Origin of the sequence: Streptomyces roseoviridis, from assembly GCF_039535235.1 — a bacterium.
Lineage (GTDB): Bacteria > Actinomycetota > Actinomycetes > Streptomycetales > Streptomycetaceae > Streptomyces > Streptomyces roseoviridis.
This window is the reverse complement of the sequence record NZ_BAAAWU010000001.1, coordinates 4,033,015-4,050,343: the sequence shown is the minus strand read 5'-3', so window position 1 is coordinate 4,050,343 and position 17,329 is coordinate 4,033,015. Positions and strand designations below refer to the sequence as shown.

Sequence of the window (17,329 nt, the reverse complement as noted above, 5' to 3'; positions counted from 1 at the left end):
GGCCCTGAGCCGTGCCGTGTGGTTGCCTGCCGGGCTCGGTGCGCGGCTCAGGCCTCCAGCTCGACCTGGATCTCGAGCTCGACCGGCGCGTCGAGCGGGAGGACGGTGACGCCGACGGCGCTGCGGGCGTGCACGCCCTTGTCGCCGAGGACGGCACCGAGCAGCTCGCTGGCGCCGTTGATGACGCCCGGCTGCCCGGTGAAGTCGGGGGCGGAGGCGACGAAGCCGACCACCTTCACGACCCGCTTGACGTTGTCCAGGTCACCGGCGATCGACTTCACGGCCGCCAGCGCGTTCAGCGCGCAGGTCGCGGCGAGCTGCTTGGCCTCCTCGGCCGTCACCTCGGCGCCGACCTTGCCGGTCACCGGCAGCTTGCCGGCCACCATCGGGAGCTGGCCCGAGGTGTACACGTACACGCCCGACCGCACCGCCGGCTGGTAGGCGGCGATCGGCGGCACGACGTCCGGCAGCGTCAGGCCCAGCTCGGCGAGCTTCGCCTCGACGGCTCCGGTCCCGCTCACGAGGACTTCTCCCGCTTCAGGTAGGCCACGAGCTGCTCGGGGTTGTTCGGCCCGGGCACGACCTGGACGAGCTCCCAGCCGTCCTCGCCCCAGGTGTCAAGAATCTGCTTCGTCGCGTGCACCAGCAGCGGCACAGTCGCGTACTCCCACTTGGTCATGAGCCGACTGTAGCCGCTGCCGGAGGGCGGTCCTCCGAGGCGGTCCCCGGGGCACCCCCTAGGTGACGGCGGGGGCGCATTGGGGGGCGCGTCCGGGGCGACCCTCTGATTGGGCCGGGCCGCCAGTGGTTAGGCTCGAAGGCGTGAGCAGGCTCCAGGTCGTCAGCGGCAAGGGCGGTACCGGTAAGACGACGGTCGCCGCCGCACTCGCGCTCGCCCTCGCGACCGAGGGCAAGCGGGCCCTCCTCGTCGAGGTCGAGGGCAGGCAGGGCATCGCGCAGCTCTTCGAGACGGAGGCGCTGCCGTACGAGGAGCGGAAGATCGCCGTCGCGCCGGGCGGCGGCGAGGTGTTCGCCCTGGCGATCGACGCCGAGCGCGCCCTCCTCGACTACCTCCAGATGTTCTACAAGCTGGGCAGCGCCGGCCGGGCGTTGAAGAAGCTCGGCGCGATCGATTTCGCGACGACGATAGCCCCGGGCGTCCGGGACGTGCTGCTGACCGGCAAGGCGTGCGAGGCGGTCCGCCGCCGCGAGAAGCACGGCGGCTTCACCTACGACTACGTGGTGATGGACGCGCCGCCGACGGGCCGGATCACCCGCTTCCTGAACGTCAACGACGAGGTGGCGGGCCTGGCGAGGATCGGCCCGATACACAACCAGGCCCAGGCGGTCATGCGCTTCCTGAAGTCTCCCGACACGGCGGTTCATCTGGTGACGCTGCTGGAGGAGATGCCGGTCCAGGAGACGGCGGACGGCATCGCCGAGCTGCGCGAGGCCGAACTGCCGGTCGGCCGCGCCATCGTGAACATGGTCCGCCCGCACGTCCTGGACGAGGCGGCGGTACGGGCCGCCTCCGGCGACCACCGGGAGGCCATCGCCGGGACGCTGGCGGCCGTCGGCATCAAGGGCGGCACGAAGCTGGTCGAGCCGCTGCTCGAACAGGCCGCGGAGCACGCCCAGCGGGTGGAGCTGGAGCGCGCCCAGCGGGAGGCGCTGGACGCCATCGGGGTGCCGACGTACGAGCTTCCCTTCCTGGGCGACGGGGCGGACATCGCCGGGCTGTACCGGCTGGCGAAGGAGCTGCGGAGGCAAGGGGTGGGCGCGTGACGGAGAAGACGGTGACGGGACGGACCGCGGCCGGGGGGCCCGGGGCTGCCGAGGGGGCCGGGCGAGTTCGGAGGGCCGAGGGAGCCGGGGCCGCCGAGGCAGCCGGGGCCGCCGAGGGGTCCGGGGCCGCCGAGGGAGCCGGGGGCTCGAACGGGCTCGACACCGTGCCCGTGCTGGAGCTGGACCCGCTGATCGACGACCCCTCCACCCGGATCATCGTGTGCTGCGGCGCCGGTGGGGTCGGCAAGACGACGACCGCGGCGGCCCTCGGCGTCCGCGCGGCCGAGCGCGGTCGTCGCGTCGTGGTCCTCACCATCGACCCGGCGCGCCGGCTCGCCCAGTCGATGGGCATCGATTCGCTGGACAACGTGCCGCGCAAGGTGGAGGGCATCAAGGGCTCCGACGGCGGGGAACTGCACGCGATGATGCTCGACATGAAGCGGACCTTCGACGAGATCGTCGAGGCGCACGCGGACGCCGAACGGGCCCGGGCGATCCTGGAGAACCCCTTCTACCAGTCCCTGTCGGCCGGCTTCGCCGGCACGCAGGAGTACATGGCGATGGAGAAGCTGGGCCAGCTGCGGGCCAGGGACGAGTGGGACCTGATCGTGGTCGACACGCCGCCGTCCCGCTCGGCGCTGGACTTCCTGGACGCGCCGAAGCGGCTGGGGTCCTTCCTGGACGGCACCTTCATCAAGCTGCTCATGGCACCGGCGAAGGTGGGCGGCCGGGCGGGGATGAAGTTCCTCAACGTCGGCATGTCGATGATGACGGGGACGCTGGGGAAGCTGCTGGGGGGTCAGTTCCTCAAGGACGTGCAGACCTTCGTGGCGGCGATGGACACGATGTTCGGCGGCTTCCGGACCCGCGCGGACGCCACGTACAGGCTGCTCCAGGCGCCGGGGACGGCCTTCCTCGTGGTCGCCACGCCGGAGCGGGACGCGCTGCGCGAGGCGGCGTACTTCGTGGAGCGGCTGGCCGCGGAGAAGATGCCGCTGGCCGGTCTCGTCCTCAACCGGGTCCACGGCAGTGGCGCCGCCCGGCTGTCGGCCGAGCGGGCGCGGGCCGCCGCGGAAAATCTTGACGAGGGCCGCATTGTGGATCAGGGGGGCGGGAAGACTGCTGGACGTGGCCCCCGGGCCACTTCCCCCGAGCAGTCGGACTCCGCGGCGAAACCCGCCGCAGACCTCGCCACCGCCGCCGTACCTGCCGGGTCCGAGGCTGCCCCCACAGCCGAAGCGGACACGGATGTCCAGCAACTGACCGCAGGACTGCTCCGCCTCCATGCCGAGCGGATGCAGGTGCTCGCTCGTGAACAGCGCACACGCGACCGCTTCACCGCCCTCCACCCCGAGGTGGCGGTCGCGGAAGTGGCCGCCCTGCCCGGCGATGTGCACGACCTCGCGGGGCTGCGGGCGATCGGTGACCGTCTGACGCTCGGTCGCCTGCCGTGAGGGACACGCCGCCGCGACACGCGTGACGGGCGACGTGACAGGCGCGAGCCGGGCACAGCCGGCCGGCCCCGGCCGGCGCAGCAGGTGAGCCGGCGTGTCTAGCCCGCCGCCGCGTAGGTCTCGTACGTCGCGTCGTCGTCCATCGCCACGGGCAGCAGGCCCGCTCCGCGCTCGTACTCCGTGCGCGCGGTCTCCAGGAGCCGCCGCCACGAGGTGACGGTCGGCCGCCGGCGCAGCAGGGCGCGTCGCTCGCGCTCCGTCATGCCGCCCCACACGCCGAATTCCACGCGGTTGTCGAGGGCGTCGGCGAGACACTCGGTCCGCACCGGACATCCGGTGCACACCGCCTTCGCCCGGTTCTGCGCCGCGCCCTGCACGAAAAGTTCATCCGGATCGGTAGTGCGGCAGGCCGCCTGCGCACTCCAGTCAGCTACCCAGCCCATACCGGCGCCGTCCTCTCCCGAATCGAGGCTCCCCCACGGCGGTAGCGGCATATTCACCGCTGCCAGTTGGGACGTTACGGAAGGTGGGGACAGCGCAACACCCCCTTCGGGCCCAATCTTGGATGGCCCGAACGGACTATGCGTGCGCGGGAGATCACCCAGGGGAGTGACCCCAGGACATCACGCGCATACCGGACATGAGCCGGATTCGGGCACGAAGTCACCGCGCTTCGGGGACACGGGAATTCATGCCGACGTCACGCACGGGTCTTGCTGCGGGACCCCACTGCTGTGACAGTTGGGAGCAGCTTAGGCCAAGGCATATACGTGTGTCCGGCGAATGAGAACGTAGGCTGCCCCCATGGCAAAGAAGCGCTCGGGCGGAGGTCTGACCGGGACCCAGCAGGCCGCCAAGTTCCTCGGGGTCAGTGTGCTCTCCGGAGCCGTGCTGGCGGGCATCGCCCTGCCCGCGGCCGGGGCGCTGGGGCTGGCGGCCAAGGGCACGGTCGAGGGGTTCGACGAGATCCCGTCCAACCTGAAGACGCCGCCGCTGAGTCAACGCACCACGATCCTCGACTCCGAGGGCGGCCACATCGCCACCGTGTACTCGCGCGACCGTAAGGTCGTGCCGCTGGAGAAGATCTCCCCGTACATGCAGAAGGCGATCGTCGCGATCGAGGACTCGCGTTTCTACGAGCACGGTGCGATCGACCTCAAGGGGGTGCTGCGCGCGATCAACCGCAACGCGCAGTCGGGCGGGGTCGCGCAGGGCGCGTCCACGCTCACCCAGCAGTACGTGAAGAACGTCTTCGTCGAGGAGGCGGGCGACGACCCCGAGAAGGTCGCCCAGGCCACCCAGCAGACCCTCGGCCGCAAGGTGCGCGAGCTGAAGTTCGCGATCCAGGTCGAGGAGGAGCTGGGCAAGAAGAAGATCCTGGAGAACTACCTCAACATCACGTTCTTCGGGCAGCAGGCCTACGGCATCGAGGCCGCCTCCCAGCGCTACTTCTCCAAGCCGGCCGCCGACCTCGGCCTGGAGGAGGCGGCGATGATGGCCGGCCTCGTCCAGTCGCCGAGCCGCTACGACCCGGTCAACGACATCCAGGAGGCCACCAAGCGCCGGAACGTCGTCCTCCAGCGCATGGCCGACGTCAAGGACATCAGCCAGGCGGAGGCGGACGCGGCGAAGGCCAAGCCGATCAAGCTGAAGGTGAAGTCGCCGCGGAACGGCTGCATCACCGCCGTGGACGGTGCCGGTTTCTTCTGCGACTACGTGCGCAAGACGATCCTCACCGACCCCGTCTTCGGCAAGACGGCCGAGGAGCGCCAGAAGCTGTGGAACCTGGGCGGTCTGACCATCCGGACCACCCTCGACCCGCGCGCCCAGGCCGCCGCCAACGAAGCCGCCGTCGCCAGGATCGACAAGGACGACAAGGTCGCCGCCGCGGTGGTCCAGGTCCAGCCCGGCTCCGGCAAGATCCTCTCGATGGGCCAGTCCCGCCCGTACGGCCTCGACCAGAAGCTGCACCAGACGACGCTGAACCTGTCCGTCGGCAAGAAGATGGGCGGCACGACGTACGGCTTCCAGGTCGGTTCGACGTTCAAGCCGATCACAGCCGCGGCGGCACTGGAGAAGGGCCTGAGCCCGGCGCAGTCCTTCACCACCGGCTACAAGATCTCCGTCCCCATGAGCTCCTACCGCACCTGCGCGGGCGGGCCGGCCGGCTCCGGCAACTGGGACCTGTCCAACGAGGTCGAGTCCGAGACCGGCACCTGGGACATGACCAGCGCGCTCGGCAAGTCCATCAACACCTACTTCGCGCAGCTGGAGCAGCTGACGGGCCTCTGCGAGACGGTGACGATGGCCCAGAAGATGGGCTACGAGCGGGAGCTCGGCAAGAAGCTGAAGGAACTCCCCTCCATCACCCTCGGCGGCCAGGAGTCCACCCCGCTGGACATGGCGGCGGTCTACGCGACCTTCGCCAACCGCGGCACGTACTGCACCCCCGTGGCCATCGAGTCGATCACGACGGCGGCCGGCCAGAAGCTGTCGGTCCCGCAGACCGAGTGCTCCCGGGCCATGAGCGAGCGGACCGCCGACATGGTCAACCAGATGCTCAAGGGCGTCGTCGAGGACGGCACGGGTACGAAGGCCGGTCTGAGCGACCGCGACAACGCGGGCAAGACGGGTACGACCAACGACCGCAAGGACGCCTGGTTCGTCGGCTACACGCCGAACCTGTCCACGGCGGTGTGGGTCGGTGACGACGTCGGCGAGAAGACCTCGATGTACGACATCACCATCGGCGGCCAGTACTACGACAAGGTCTGCGGTGGCTGTCTCCCGGGTCCGATCTGGAAGATCGCGATGACCGGGGCGCTCAACGCCTCCGAGACCCCCTCCTTCGTCCCGGTGAGCGTGCCGCGCGGTGCGGCTCCCGCGGACAAGGAGAAGGACAAGCGCCCGGGCGCCGACAACAAGCCGGGCGGCCGGCAGCCGGGCACCACGCTCCCGGGTGGGATCGTGATCCCGCCGGACCTGATCGGCGGTACGCACGGCCGTGGCGGCGGCCGTGGGGGCGGCGGAGGCGGCGGAGGCGGCGGCAACGACTGACGCCGGTCTCCCGCGCGGAGCTCGTACGTGAGAAGGCGCCCCACCCGGTCTCGGGTGGGGCGCCTTCGTCGTACGTACGGAAGGGAAGGGAAGGGGAGGTAAGGGAATGGCCGGGCCGCCACGGTAGGGCCGGTGCCGTGCCGCGGGTCACGGGGCTCCCTGGGCGCCCCTCCCGTCCGAGTCCGCCGCTGCGGGAACCGCGCGGTCGGGCCGGTCAGCCGCCCGCGAGGAGCTTCTTCACGGCGGCGGCGACCCGGCCGCCCTCCGCCTGGCCGGCGACCTTCGGATTGACGATCTTCATGACGGCACCCATGGCGCGCGGCCCCTCCGCCCCGGCGGCCCTGGCCTCCTCGACGGCGGCGGCGACGATGCCCTCGAGCTCCTCGTCGGTCAGCTGCTTCGGCAGGTACGCGTCGAGGATCTCGCCCTCCGCGCGCTCGCGTTCGGCCTGCTCGCCGCGACCGCCCTGGGCGAAGGCGTCCGCGGCCTCGCGGCGCTTCTTCGCCTCCTTGGCGATCACCTTCTGCACCTCGTCGTCGGAGAGCTCGCGCTTGGTCTTGCCCGCGACCTCCTCCTTCGTGATGGCGGCGATGGTCAGCCGCAGGGTCGAGGAGCGCAGCTCGTCGCGCTCCTTGATCGCGGCGTTGAGGTCGTCCTGAAGCTTGGCCTTGAGCGTGGTCATGGGCTCAAGTGTGTCAGGGCCGGGCCGTACCGTCCGCACATTTACGCGGCCGGGGTCTGCGACGATAGGGCGATGCGCGCACGGTACGGGATCCCCCTGAAGATCACGGCCGGCCTCACCGCGACGGCGGCGGCCGGACTCGTCTACGCGGCGGGCTTCGAAGCCCGCTCGTTCCGACTCCGCCGGGTGACGGTCCCGGTGCTCCCCCGGGGCATGCGTGACCTGCGGGTCCTCCAGGTCTCGGACATCCACATGGTCAGCGGCCAGCGCAAGAAGCGCGCCTGGCTCCAGTCCCTCGCCGGGCTCCGCCCCGACTTCGTGGTCAACACCGGTGACAACCTCTCCGACACGGAAGCGGTGCCCGAGGTGCTCGACGCGCTCGGGCCGCTGATGGAGTTCCCGGGCGTGTACGTCTTCGGCTCCAACGACTACTACGGGCCGCGGCTGCGCAACCCCGGCCGCTACCTGCTGGAGAAGGTGCAGGGCCGGCACGGCCTCAACGGCAACCCGCCGGTGAAGGGGGCCGTCCACAACCCGTGGGAGGGCATGCGGGACGCCTTCGACGCGGCGGGCTGGGTGAACCTGACCAACGCCCGCGGCCGCCTGAAGCTGCCCGACCTGGACCTCGCCTTCACCGGCATCGACGACCCGCACATCAAGCGGGACCGTTACGAGCGGGTCGCGGGCGGCCCCGACCCGGACGCCGACTTCACGATGGGCGTGGTCCACGCGCCGTACCTGCGGGCCCTGGACGCGTTCACGGCGGACGGCTACGACCTGATCCTGGCCGGCCACACCCACGGCGGGCAGCTGTGCATCCCCTTCTACGGGGCCCTGGTCACCAACTGCGACCTGGACACCGACCGTGTGAAGGGCCTCTCCACCCACACGGCCGGCGGCCACACCTCGTACCTCCACGTCTCCGCCGGCTGCGGCACCAACCGCTACACCCCGGTCCGCTTCGCGTGCCCCCCGGAGGCGACCCTCCTCACCCTGACGGCACGGGACTGAGCACCGTCCGGGCGCGGGCGGGCACGTACGGTGATGTCATGCCGACCCGCCCGCATCCCGTCGTGCCCGCCGTCTTCCGTTGCCTGATCGCGCTGGCCGCGGCGACCGGCATCGTGATCGAGTGCGTCGAGGGCGACCCCCGGGTCGTCTTCAGCTTCTTCACGATCTGGTCGAACACCGCCGTCGCGGTGGTCCTGGGCCTCGGTGCCGTCCGCGCCGGGCGGCGTCAGCCGGCGCTGCCGCCGTTGTGGACGGGCGGGGTGCTGCTCTGCATCCTGGTGGTCGGACTCGTCTTCCACCTGGTCCTGGACAACAGGGCGAGCGGGTTCAACCAGGCCGCGGAGATCGCCCGCCTCACCGGCGCCAGGGCCGTCGCCAACCAGCTCCTGCACACCGTCACCCCGATCGGCGTGCTCCTCGACTGGCTCCTGTTCACCGCCCCCGGCACCCTGCGCCCGCGCCACGCCGCCCAGTGGCTCGCCGCGCCCGGGGCGTACCTGGTCTTCGCCCTGACCCGGGGCGCCCTGGTCTCCCCCGACACGCCCGCCCGCTACCCGTACCCCTTCCTCGACGTCACCGCCCACGGCTACCTCGGCGTCCTCACCCATGCCCTCGTCCTGGGCCTCGGCTTCTGGGCCCTGGGCCTCGCGCTCGTGGCCGTGGACCGCTTCCGACCTGCGGTGGCGCGGCGCGAAAACCGGATTTCGTCTCTGGGCGCGGGTGGGCTAAAGTAATCGATGTCGCCGCGACGTGAAGAGCAGAGCAGCGACATCGGGGTGTAGCGCAGCTTGGCAGCGCGCTTCGTTCGGGACGAAGAGGTCGTGGGTTCAAATCCCGCCACCCCGACAGCCGAAACACCAGGTGAGGCACCTAGGAACGTTCCTAGGTGCCTCACCTGTTTTCGTGTGCCTGTCCGTCTGCGTGACCACCGCTTCTCGCGTGTCTACGGCCGCTGCGGGTGGGCGCGACGATTCCGTCCGTGACCAGGGTGCTGGTCTGGATCACGGGCCGCCCCCGTCGACCGGCCGGGACGATCCCGATCACGGTCGGCACCGCGACGACGAGGACGAACCGCCTCGGCACGGCCGTCGAGCCCGCGGTCGGGGTGCCGGCCGGCTTCTCGCCGCCTCGCGGCCTGCCGTGCTCCCCCGGGAGGCCCGCCGACGCCGGGCGTCCGTGCCGGATCGCCGGCGGTTCCGGCCCGACGCAAGAAGGCTTCAAAAACCGCTCTACGATGGGGCGTCCAAGGGAAGGGTGGGTCTTCAGGTGCTGGTCGCGGACCGATATCGGCTCCATGTGTGCGTCGGGCGTGGCGGCATGGGCGAGGTGTGGCGGGCGACCGACGAAGTGCTCGGCCGTGATGTCGCCGTGAAGCTGATGCTGGGTCAGGACCATGATCCGTCGGCGGCCGACCGGTTCCGGATGGAGGCCCAGACCGCGGCGCGGCTCAGCCACCCGCATGTGGTCGGCGTCTTCGACTTCGGTACGTGGGACGGAAAGCTGTTCCTCGTCATGGAGTTCGTCGACGGCGACAGCCTGGCCGGCGACCGGAACAGGCCCACGGTGCTGACCGCCGAGCAGGTCGCGACGGTGGCCGCGCACGCGGCGGCCGGGCTCGCCGCCGCCCACAAGCAGGGCGTGGTGCACCGTGACATCAAGCCCGGCAACCTCCTGATGGACGCCGACGGCACCGTGAAACTGGCCGACTTCGGCATCGCGCGGTTCGTCGACGACCCCTCGGCCGGGCTCACCACCACCGGGCAGATCGTGGGCACGGGGCTCTACCTCGCGCCCGAGCGGGCGCTCGGACAGCCCGCCTCCCCCGCGTCCGACGTGTACTCGCTCGGCTGCGTGCTCTACCAACTGCTCACCGGTCAGCCGCCGTTCCGCGCCGACACCGCCACCGCGCTGCTCTACCAGCACATCGACACCCCGCCGGCGCCGCCGCGGCAGCTCGGGGTGCCGATACCGGCCGCGTTCGAGGGGTTCCTGCTGTCGCTGCTGGCCAAGCAGCCCGAGCAGCGGCCCGGCGCGCAGGTCATCGCCGACTGGTTCGCCTCCGGGGCCTGGCGGGACCGCCCCATGCCGCTGCCCCAGGCCGTACCGCAGGGCGCGCCCCACCCGGCGCCGCAGATGGTTCCCCAGGCGGCACCGCAGCCGGGTCCGCACACCGCTGCCCATACCCGGCCGCACGCCGCACCCCATGCCGTACCCCATGCCGCGCCGCACGCCGCACCCCCCGGCATCCCCCACGGGATTCCGCAGCAGCGCGGCTCCGCGCCCACGGGAGCGCCCGCGCCCGCGGCGGCGCGAGGGGTCCGGCGGGCCCAGGCGCCCGCCGAGAACCCGCTGGCCGCGATCTCGCGGCGGCGGCCGCGCAGGACCGCCGCCGTCGCCGGGGCCGTCGCCTTCGTCGTCTTCCTGCTGATCGGGATGGCCTGGCTCAGCTGACCGCCCGGGTCGGCCGACGTGACGGGCGCCCGGGCCGGCCGACGTGACGGGCGTCCGGCCTCAGTAGGCGCGGGGGGCCATCACATGGCCTTCCTGCTCCTCGGGGCCGAGCAGCAGACAGCGCGGCATGCCCGGGCCCGGGGTCGCGCGGACGGCAACGAGGGTCGGCGGCTCCGTCGGCAGCTCGACGTGGACGGTGACCGGCCGGTCGGCGTGGCTCGTGGCATGGCCCGTCTCCTTGCCGTCGACGAGGACCTCGACCACCGGCGTGTGGCCGGTCTGGACGGTGGCGCTGACCGAGTGGCCGCGGTAGTCGATGTGGAAGTGGTGTCGTGCTCTCATGACGTCGCCTCCGGGCCCTCTGGCCGCCGCACCTGAGCACGCTCCCGCATGCCGTCTCCGCCGACGCGTCCGCACAGGGCGTCCCCTTCAGCGTAGGACGCCGGGGAGTGTCCGACACGCGGTGGTGTTCCGGGGGCCTCCGCCCGGAGCACCGTCCCTGGCGCCGGAGGTCCGTGGGGAGCGGTCCCGTAGGGCGGGCCGTCACGCCAGGACGTACGCGAGGCAGCCCATCAGCACCAGGCCCAGGCAGATGCCCAGGTTCACCGCCCGGTACTCCAGGAAGACCGCCGCGAACTCGCGGATGGTCGCGCTCGGCCAGAAGTACGCGGCGGTCGGCGAGCCGACCACCTGGCCGTTCACGCCCGCCTTGCGTGCCATCAGGGCGGCCCGGAAGGCGTGGAAGTTGTTGGTGACGATCACGCACTCCGAGCCGGGCCGCTCGGCCTCCATGAGGGCCTTGCTGAACAGCATGTTCTCCTCTGTGGTGCGCGAGCGGTCCTCGCGCAGGATCCGGTCGGCCGGGAAACCGCGTTCCACCAGGTAGTCGGCCATCGCGTGCGACTCGGCCAGCTCCTCGTCGGGGCCGCGGCCGCCCGAGGTGACCAGCACCGGGATGCGGTCCACCTCCCGGCGCTCGGCCAGCGTCTCGTACACCTGCCGGCCCCGCTCCAGGCGGCTGGCGAGCAGCGGCGGCACGTGGCGGCCGCCTGTCAGGCCGGAGCCGAGGACGACGACCCAGTCGGCGTCGCGGCGGATGCGCATGCGGCCGTAGAGGAAGGCGTAGCCGACGAAGCAGAGGAAGAGGAAGGAGACGTAGCCGAGGACCATCAGCAGGGTGCCGACGACGATGGCGAGCGTCTTGGACTGGGAGACGACGGCGGCGGTCATCAGGGCCATGACGCCGAGGATGCCGAGCCCGGCGAGCAGCGAGAGCAGGTTGGCGGGGCGCACGCCCTCCTTGCGGACCATCTGGACGCCGTTGGCGCACAGCAGCCCGGCGAGCGCGACCGGGCCGAGGGCGAGCACGAGCAGCACGACGACCATGACCGTGACGGCGACGCCGCGCGGGGCGCCCTGGAGGCCGGCGAGCAGGCCGAGGCAGAGGAAGGTGACGGCGAGGCCGAGATGGACCGCGTTGCTGAAGCGCCGCCGGTCGCGCAGCACACCGGCCCCGAAGAGGGCGAGGAAGACGGCGGCCACGACGTAGGCGAACATGACGTCATCGTAGACACCGCCGCCGACAACCGGCCCTGCCGCGGGGGGAGATGAAGCGAGGCGGGGGCGGACGAGGCCGACGAGGCCGACGAGGCCGACGAGGCCGACGAGGCAGTGTTTGGCGGGGGAGGCAGGGGCCCCGGGGGCCGGGCCGACGGGGGCGACGGCGGGGGCGGAGGGCGGCGGGGGCGACGGGGGCGGGGGCGGGGGCGGAGAACGAACTGAAGGAGCGGCGGGGATCCCCCGTGATGCGCGACGACGTGGAGGACGGCGCCCCGCCGCAGCGTTCGGCGGTCGATCCGGCGGGCGGGCGGTGATCAGGCCGAACCGCTCGGAGCGCCGGGCGTGACGCCTCGACCGGCCGGCCGGCCGGAGTTATCCACAGGTTGCGGGCATGGCGACCGCATTGTCGGGCGGGCGGCGCATGATGGCTCCATGACTGAGAGCAAGGACGAGAGCACGGCGGACGGCGGGTCGGCATTCGAGGGGTTCGCGGACGCGCCGCCGTGGGAGCAGCGGTTCCGCGCGCCGCGGGTGTCGCTGCCGGAGTGGGCCGAGGAGGCACCGGACCGTTCGCTGTTCGTGTCGAACGCGACGGGGACGTACGAGCTGTACGCGTGGGACCGGGCGACCGGCCGGCAGCGGCAGGTCACCGACCGGCCGAACGGGACGACGGACGGCACGCTGAGCCCGGACGGCCGGTGGATCTGGTGGTTCAAGGACAGCGACGGTGACGAGTTCGGGGTGTGGATGCGCCAGCCGTTCGACGGCGGCGAGGACGAGCCCGCCGTGCCGGGTCTCGCGCCTTCCTACCCGGCGGGCCTCGCCCTCGGCCGGGACGGCACAGTCGTGGTGGGCCGCTCGACCGACGAGGACGGGTCGACGGTGCATCTGCTGCGGCCGGGCGCGAAGGAGCCGGTGGAGATCTACCGGCACCGGCAGTCGGCCGGGGTCGGCGACCTGTCGTACGACTCGGGCCTGATCGCCGTCGAGCACACCGAGCACGGCGACGCGATGCACTCGGCGATCCGGGTGCTGCGCACGGCGGACGCGTCGGTGGTGGCCGAGCTGGACGACACCAAGGGCGGCACGGAGGAGCTGGGCCTGAGCGTCCTCGGCTTCGCCCCGGTGGCCGGGGAGACGCTGCTGCTCGTGGGGCACCAGCGGCGCGGCCGCTGGGAGCCGATGCTGTGGGACGTGGCCACGGGCACGGAGACCGATCTGCGGCTCGACCTGCCCGGCGACGTGTCGGCCGAGTGGTATCCGGACGGCTCGGGGCTGCTGATCGTGCACAGCTTCGAGGCGCGCAGCGAGCTGTGGCGGTACGAGATCGCCACCGGCGCCCTGGTCCGGGTGGAGACCCCGGCCGGTTCGGTGTCGAGCGCGACGGCCCGCCCCGACGGCTCCGTGGAGTACCTGTGGTCCTCGGCCGCCCATCCGCCGGTGGTGCGGTCCACGGACGGCTCGGTCGTGCTCGACCCTCCGGGCCCCGAGGCGCCTCCTTCGGTGCCGGTGGAGGACGTGTGGGTGGAGGGGCCGGGTGGACGGGTGCACGCCCTGGTGCAGCGCCCGGCACAGGGCGAGGGCCCGTTCCCGACCGTCTTCGAGGTGCACGGCGGTCCGGCGTGGCACGACAGCGACGCCTTCGCCTCCGGCCCGGCCGCCTGGGTCGACCACGGCTACGCGGTGGTGCGGGTGAACTACCGCGGCTCCACCGGATACGGCCGGGAGTGGACGGACGCGCTCAAGCACCGGGTCGGGCTGATCGAGCTGGAGGACATCGCCGCGGTCCGCGAGTGGGCGGTGGACAGCGGGCTCGCCGACCCGGAGCGGCTGGTCCTGGCCGGCGGCTCCTGGGGCGGCTATCTCACCCTGCTCGGCCTCGGCACCCAACCGGACGCCTGGGCGGTCGGCCTGGCCGCCGTGCCCGTCGCCGACTACGTGGCGGCGTACGAGGACGAGATGGAGGCCCTGAAGGCCCTGGACCGCACCCTGCTCGGCGGCTCGCCCGAGGAGGTCCCCGAGCGGTTCGCCGCCTCCTCGCCGCTGACGTACGTGGACGCGGTGAAGGCTCCGGTGCACATCTCGGCCGGTGTGAACGACCCGCGCTGCCCGATCCGGCAGATCGACAACTACGTCGACCGGCTGGCCGCCCGCGGCGCGGTGCACGAGGTGTACCGGTACGACGCGGGGCACGGCTCGCTGGTGGTCGACGAGCGGATCAAGCAGGTCGCCCTCGACCTGGACTTCGCGTCCCGTCACCTGGGGACGCCGGCGCCGCAGGGGACCCGGAAGGAGGTGGGCTGAGCGGTCTTGCGTACCGTGGGAGCGTGTACCGGTTCCTGAGAACGCCCCGCTGGTGGGGGATCAACGTCTTCGTCCTCCTCGCCATCCCGTTCTGCCTGTTCATGGGGACCTGGCAGATGGGCAAGTTCGAGGACCGCGTCGACTCCCACCGGGAGGCGGAGCGGCGGCCCGATCCTTCGACCCGGGCGGCCGAGGCCCTGGACGCGCTGCTGCCGGTGGACAAGGAGACCTCGGGGCGGATCGCGCGGGCCAGCGGGCGGTACGGGGAGCAGTTCCTGGTCCCGGACCGTGATCTGGACGGCCGCTCCGGCTCGTACGTGCTGACGCTCCTGAGGACGGACGGCGGCAAGGCGCTGCCCGTGGTCCGCGGCTGGCTCCCGTCGGGCGGCGAGGCCCCGGCCCCGCCGCCGGGCGAGGTCACCGTGACGGGCGCGCTCCAGGCCTCGGAGAACGCCGGTACGAAGGGGGTCCGCGCGGCGGGCGGTCTGCCCGAGGGGCAGCTCGGCATGATCAGCGCCGCGTCCCTGGTGAACGTGGTGTCGTACGACGTCTACGACGCCTGGATCACCCTGACGGACTCGCCGGCCGGGCTCACCCCGGTGCCGGCGGCGGCCGCCGCTGGCACCGGCCTCGACGTGAAGGCGTTCCAGAACCTGGGCTACACGGCCGAGTGGTTCGTCTTCGCCGGCTTCGTGGTCTTCATGTGGTTCCGGCTGCTCCGCCGCGAGGTGGAGGCTTCCCGGGACGCCGCCCTCGGGCTCTAGCCGCGCCCTCCGGTTCTCCCCCGGGCTCTGCCCCCGGGGCTTTCTCCCGGGCTCGGCCCTCGGGGCTCCTTACCGGGCTCTCCCTTCGGGGCTTTCTCCCGAGCTCTGCCCTCGGGGCTTCCCGGGCTCTGCCCCGGTGCTCTGGTGCCGGGGCGTGCGGGCGGTCCTCGCTCAGGAGGCGTCCAGGACCCCGGTTCGGTAGAGGGTGCCCGCGCACGCGTTCGGGATGGTGGCCGCCGCGACCGGGCTGCCGGGGTCGGCGGTGTGGGTCACCTCGATGCTGCCGTCCGCCGGGGTGCCGTCCGTGCCGAGCTGGGTGGAGACCGTGCCGTCGTCGGGACTCGTGCCCGTGGAGCCGGTGGCGCCGCCGCTCGACGGCGAGCCGCCGTCCGGTGTGGGGGTCGGGGTCGGCGTCGGGTTGGGGCCCGTGGTGGGGCAGGTCTCGCTGGGCACCCAGGCGAAGCGGACCTCGTAGGCGTTGTCGGGGGTGAGCAGCAGCGAGGGCGACTCCTGCGAGGGGTCGGGCAGACCGCTCGCGGCGTCGCCGGGGGTGTGCTCGACGACCGTGATCTTCGACTGGTCGGCCGCGCCCCGTGCCTCGAAGCCGAACCGTCCGTCGCCGCCGACGCGACAGTCGCGGCCGGAGACGTTGGCGATGCGGAAGGTGCCGTAGACCTTGCCGGTGGAGTCGGGGGCGCCCGTCGTCGCGGAGCTCACGGCCAGTTGGTCGGCCGCGCAGACCGGCCGCTCGTCCGAGGAGCCGGACGGGGCGGTGCTGCCGCCGTCGCCGCCACCGCCGGGGCCGTCCGACGGCGCGGTGGGCCGTCCGGCGCCCTCGGCCTCGCCCTCGCTGGGCTCGGCCGTGCCGGACGGCGGGCCGGCGCTCTTCTGCCCGCCCTCGATGCCGGTCTCCGTGCCGGTGCCGCCCTGGGCCTGCTCGCCGTGCCCGGCGTTGACCGGCTGGTCGGCGGAGATCCCGCCGGACGAGGCCACGTGCACCAGGGCCGGGACGGCCGTGCCGACCAGGACGATCGCGGCGGCCATGCCGACCACGGCCTGCCGCTTGCGGGCGCGGCGGGCGGGCACGGCACGGCGGAGGTGGTCGAGCGCGCCCTCGGAGGGCTCGAGCCCGGCCACCGCGCCCTGGAACAGCCGCCGCAGCGCCAGCTCGTCGGGCGTGCCGTTCTCCGGCGCGTCGCCCGGCGCTTCGTTCACCATCCCGCGTCCACTCAGGTCGTCCTGGTCGTCGCCGCGCCGATCGTCCTGATCGCCCCGGCCGTGCTCGTCGTGCTCGTGGGGCTCGCGCGCCCCAAGGGGTTCGTGGGGCCCGACGTGCCCCTGTGGCCCGCGCGGCTCGTGTGGCTCGTGCACCTCGTGCGGTTCGGCGTGCCCACCAGGCCCCTCGTGCCCACCAGACCCACCAGACCCCGCGTGCCCACCAGGCCCACCAGGGCCCGCGTGCCCACCCGGTCCGTGCCCACCAGGCCCGCGCTCGCCACGCTCGCCGCGCCCACCGTACTCGCCGTACTCGCCGTACTCGCCGTGCTCGTCGCGTCCGTCCCGCTCGGGGCGTTCGCCGCCCTCGCCGTACCCGAGGCGCTCTCCCCGCTCGCCCCGCTCCGGTCGCTCGCCCAGCGGCCCGCTCATGACGTGGCCTCCATGGCTATGCGCAGCGCCGCGATGCCACGGGAGCCGTACGCCTTGACCGAGCCCAGCGAGATGCCGAGGGTCTCGGCGACCTGGGCCTCCGTCATGTCGGCGAAGTACCGCAGCACCAGGACCTCGCGCTGCCGCCGCTGGAGTCCGCGCATCGCCTTGATGAGCGCGTCCCGCTCCAGCTGGTCGTAGGCGCCCTCCTCGGCGGAGGCCATGTCGGGCATGGGCTTGGAGAGCAGCTTGAGGCCGAGGATGCGCCGGCGCAGCGCGGAGCGCGAGAGGTTGACGACGGTCTGCCGCAGGTAGGCCAGGGTCTTCTCGGGGTCGCGCACCCGGTTGCGCGCCGAGTGGACGCGGATGAACGCCTCCTGCACGACGTCCTCGCAGGAGGCGGTGTCGTCGAGGAGGAGCGCGGCGAGACCGAGCAGCGAGCGGTAGTGGGCGCGATAGGTCTCGGTGAGGTGGTCGACGGTGGTACCGGCAGCCATCGTCTCGTCAGCGCCCTCGCGGGGCGACGGAATGCCGCTCACGGCGGCCGGACGGGTCCTGAGGGGCATGGGCGCGATCACCGGCATGCCGCTGACCGGGCGCGGCCGCCGAAGCGG

The 17,329-nt window shown here is 72.7% G+C and carries 17 protein-coding genes and 1 tRNA gene; 10 read left to right on the top strand and 8 right to left on the bottom strand.

Translation table 11 applies throughout. From position 1 onward, the window contains the following. Positions 1 to 47: 47 nt before the first annotated feature. Both ABD954_RS18370 and sp36 read right to left on the bottom strand, forming a co-directional pair. Positions 48 to 521 (bottom strand): RidA family protein, encoded by a 474-nt coding sequence (locus ABD954_RS18370; RefSeq protein ID WP_345487120.1) that lies wholly within the window; start codon positions 519 to 521, stop codon positions 48 to 50. Next, the gene (gene sp36, locus ABD954_RS18365) at positions 518 to 679 is read right to left on the bottom strand and encodes a Sp36 family protein (protein ID WP_005314434.1); all 162 of its coding nucleotides are present in this window, start codon (positions 677 to 679) and stop codon (positions 518 to 520) included. The genes ABD954_RS18370 and sp36 overlap by 4 nt, the downstream gene beginning before the upstream one ends. A 143-nt stretch (positions 680 to 822) precedes the next feature. Between sp36 and bagA the strand changes: the two genes are divergently transcribed. Together bagA and bagB are read left to right on the top strand one after the other, a co-directional pair. Continuing rightward, positions 823 to 1,785 (top strand): ATPase BagA, encoded by a 963-nt coding sequence (gene bagA / locus ABD954_RS18360; protein WP_345487119.1) that lies wholly within the window; start codon positions 823 to 825, stop codon positions 1,783 to 1,785. A gap of 164 nt (positions 1,786 to 1,949) precedes the next feature. Further along, positions 1,950 to 3,239 (top strand): ATPase BagB, encoded by a 1,290-nt coding sequence (bagB, locus tag ABD954_RS18355; protein ID WP_345492272.1) that lies wholly within the window; start codon positions 1,950 to 1,952, stop codon positions 3,237 to 3,239. 98 nt (positions 3,240 to 3,337) lie between these two features. On the opposite strand, the gene ABD954_RS18350 is transcribed toward bagB, so the two are convergent. Next, a complete protein-coding gene (locus ABD954_RS18350) occupies positions 3,338 to 3,682 on the bottom strand; it encodes a WhiB family transcriptional regulator (protein WP_207926774.1) in 345 nt (114 codons plus the stop codon). Between the two features lie 361 nt (positions 3,683 to 4,043). On the opposite strand from ABD954_RS18350, the gene ABD954_RS18345 reads away from it, so the two are divergent. Beyond that, positions 4,044 to 6,296 (top strand): transglycosylase domain-containing protein, encoded by a 2,253-nt coding sequence (locus ABD954_RS18345; protein ID WP_345487118.1) that lies wholly within the window; start codon positions 4,044 to 4,046, stop codon positions 6,294 to 6,296. 214 nt (positions 6,297 to 6,510) lie between these two features. On the opposite strand, the gene ABD954_RS18340 is transcribed toward ABD954_RS18345, so the two are convergent. Beyond that, positions 6,511 to 6,978 (bottom strand): GatB/YqeY domain-containing protein, encoded by a 468-nt coding sequence (locus tag ABD954_RS18340; protein ID WP_345487117.1) that lies wholly within the window; start codon positions 6,976 to 6,978, stop codon positions 6,511 to 6,513. A gap of 72 nt (positions 6,979 to 7,050) precedes the next feature. Between ABD954_RS18340 and ABD954_RS18335 the strand changes: the two genes are divergently transcribed. From ABD954_RS18335 to ABD954_RS18320, 4 genes are all read left to right on the top strand, one after another. After that, positions 7,051 to 7,989, top strand: coding sequence for a metallophosphoesterase (locus ABD954_RS18335; RefSeq protein WP_345487116.1), 939 nt, complete (start codon positions 7,051 to 7,053; stop codon positions 7,987 to 7,989). A 38-nt stretch (positions 7,990 to 8,027) separates the two neighbouring features. Continuing rightward, positions 8,028 to 8,723: a Pr6Pr family membrane protein gene (locus ABD954_RS18330; protein ID WP_345487115.1), complete on the top strand. Its 696-nt coding sequence runs from the start codon at positions 8,028 to 8,030 to the stop codon at positions 8,721 to 8,723. Between the two features lie 38 nt (positions 8,724 to 8,761). After that, a tRNA-Pro gene (locus ABD954_RS18325) sits at positions 8,762 to 8,835 on the top strand. Between the two features lie 420 nt (positions 8,836 to 9,255). Then, positions 9,256 to 10,440: a serine/threonine-protein kinase gene (locus ABD954_RS18320; RefSeq protein WP_345492270.1), complete on the top strand. Its 1,185-nt coding sequence runs from the start codon at positions 9,256 to 9,258 to the stop codon at positions 10,438 to 10,440. A gap of 60 nt (positions 10,441 to 10,500) precedes the next feature. On the opposite strand, the gene ABD954_RS18315 is transcribed toward ABD954_RS18320, so the two are convergent. Beyond that, positions 10,501 to 10,782 carry a hypothetical protein gene (locus tag ABD954_RS18315; protein ID WP_345487114.1) on the bottom strand — a complete coding sequence of 94 codons (282 nt, stop codon included), beginning with the start codon at positions 10,780 to 10,782 and terminating at the stop codon, positions 10,501 to 10,503. 201 nt (positions 10,783 to 10,983) lie between these two features. Beyond that, a complete protein-coding gene (locus tag ABD954_RS18310; protein WP_345487113.1) occupies positions 10,984 to 11,997 on the bottom strand; it encodes a YdcF family protein in 1,014 nt (337 codons plus the stop codon). Positions 11,998 to 12,047: 50 nt separating this feature from the next. Here ABD954_RS18310 and ABD954_RS18305 point away from each other — a divergent pair, with 50 nt between their 5' ends. From ABD954_RS18305 to ABD954_RS18295, 3 genes are all read left to right on the top strand, one after another. Next, positions 12,048 to 12,314, top strand: a complete 267-nt coding sequence (locus ABD954_RS18305; RefSeq protein ID WP_345487112.1) for a DUF6191 domain-containing protein — start codon at positions 12,048 to 12,050, stop codon at positions 12,312 to 12,314. 118 nt (positions 12,315 to 12,432) lie between these two features. Then, positions 12,433 to 14,304, top strand: coding sequence for a S9 family peptidase (locus ABD954_RS18300; protein WP_345487111.1), 1,872 nt, complete (start codon positions 12,433 to 12,435; stop codon positions 14,302 to 14,304). 23 nt (positions 14,305 to 14,327) lie between these two features. After that, on the top strand, positions 14,328 to 15,068 hold the full coding sequence (locus tag ABD954_RS18295) for an SURF1 family protein (RefSeq protein ID WP_345487110.1): 741 nt from the start codon (positions 14,328 to 14,330) through the stop codon (positions 15,066 to 15,068). A 171-nt stretch (positions 15,069 to 15,239) separates the two neighbouring features. On the opposite strand, the gene ABD954_RS18290 is transcribed toward ABD954_RS18295, so the two are convergent. Both ABD954_RS18290 and ABD954_RS18285 read right to left on the bottom strand, forming a co-directional pair. Then, positions 15,240 to 16,286: a hypothetical protein gene (locus ABD954_RS18290; RefSeq protein WP_345487109.1), complete on the bottom strand. Its 1,047-nt coding sequence runs from the start codon at positions 16,284 to 16,286 to the stop codon at positions 15,240 to 15,242. A 425-nt stretch (positions 16,287 to 16,711) separates the two neighbouring features. Next, positions 16,712 to 17,299 (bottom strand): SigE family RNA polymerase sigma factor, encoded by a 588-nt coding sequence (locus ABD954_RS18285; protein ID WP_345492268.1) that lies wholly within the window; start codon positions 17,297 to 17,299, stop codon positions 16,712 to 16,714. Positions 17,300 to 17,329 lie beyond the last annotated feature (30 nt).